Origin of the sequence: Caldisalinibacter kiritimatiensis (assembly GCF_000387765.1) — a bacterium.
GTDB lineage: Bacteria > Bacillota > Clostridia > Tissierellales > Caldisalinibacteraceae > Caldisalinibacter > Caldisalinibacter kiritimatiensis.
Map to the genome: position 1 here is coordinate 1 of NZ_ARZA01000063.1, position 1,370 is coordinate 1,370.

Here is a 1,370-nt window from a genome sequence, read left to right on the forward strand (position 1 = left end):
TTTATATATCACTCATAATAAAATATGGTAATTATACAATATATAAGATATAATAATAGACAAAGGTATAAAATTCCATTTATGGTATATCGAATATTGAATTATAGAAAGTGTAGGTTGAGGAGGGATAATAATAAAAAAGGTTAGTTTAACTATTTCAGGGGTAATATGGTAAGTGATTTTATGCGATGTTAGGTGGAATTATTTATGAATACAGAGAGTAAAAATGTTGAAATATTAGATAAAATAAAAAGAATTGCTATTAGAATTATTATTATTTGTTTAATTTTGATTTTATTCCTCTTTAAAGGTTTAGGGGTCAGACTACAAATAGTTAACCCAGATGATTATTTATTTCTAGATAAATTCCAAGACACAGAATTTGACTATGTTATTGTTTTGAAGATGCATCCCGATATAGAGCCAACAGCCGTAGAGTTAAATGATAGTAGTGATATCATTAATTTACTAAAATACATAGAGAGTCTAGAATTAGAGGTTGTTGTAGATAATCGTGTTGCAAATTACAATTATAACTATCCAATATATCGCATTGAATTTAATAATTATCATACTGGTGAAAAACTAGTCGTAGAAACAATAAATAAAAATTATATTAAAGTTGTTGCATTTACAAACAAAAAATCTACAAAAGATTTTTTGTTAAATCCTAGTAGGAAACGGAATATTACAACTCAAATTTATAAGCTGAAAAACTTTAAATCCAACAAACATGAACATAATGAATTGGTAACATTTTTGAAATCTAACTATTTAAAATAAAGAACTTAACATGAAAAGAGTATCCTATTTAGATAGAGGGCACTCTTTTCATAGACTTTTTATTTAAAATTTTTTAATTTTGCTTCCATCCTGAACTTGAATGAATAGCTAAAATTGAAGGTAATTCATCTTTTATCCATCCTTCGTAAACTAAACCACCATCTTCTGTATAGATTTCAACATAGCAATATTCTTGTTCTAATTTTACTAAGTCATAGTCACCTACAGCCATAGAACCTAATATCGAAGTATACAAATCTTCTTCATCCTCTAAATCAGAAGCTATTTTTTGTTGGTCTAATGCTTTAAATACCCCCACTACAGTAAGTAATCCATTAATTAGTGGTGTTGATAATGTTAAAACACTAGATAATTCATATATAACATTTGCGTCATTATCCTCTTGTCGTTCATTTACTTTAAACCTTAACTCTTCAATGCTTTCAGCATCATGAATAGTTTCTTCCATTCTTCTGTCTGTAATCTTAATTACTTCCGCCATAAATATCCTCTCCTTTTTATCATATTATTTAGTAAGACTCTCCCTGTTGGCCAACTTGTTTCGTCTTACACTATATAAGAACAAT

At 27.4% G+C, this 1,370-nt stretch carries 2 protein-coding genes; one reads left to right on the plus strand and one right to left on the minus strand.

Annotation, left to right across the window (positions count from 1 at the left end):
• Positions 1 to 207 precede the first annotated feature (207 nt).
• Complete coding sequence (locus tag L21TH_RS02555; RefSeq protein ID WP_006308349.1) at positions 208 to 783, plus strand: hypothetical protein; 576 nt, start codon at positions 208 to 210, stop codon at positions 781 to 783.
• Positions 784 to 856: 73 nt separating this feature from the next.
• On the opposite strand, the gene L21TH_RS02560 is transcribed toward L21TH_RS02555, so the two are convergent.
• Complete coding sequence (locus tag L21TH_RS02560) at positions 857 to 1,285, minus strand: hypothetical protein (RefSeq protein WP_006308350.1); 429 nt, start codon at positions 1,283 to 1,285, stop codon at positions 857 to 859.
• Between the last annotated feature and the right edge of the window lie 85 nt (positions 1,286 to 1,370).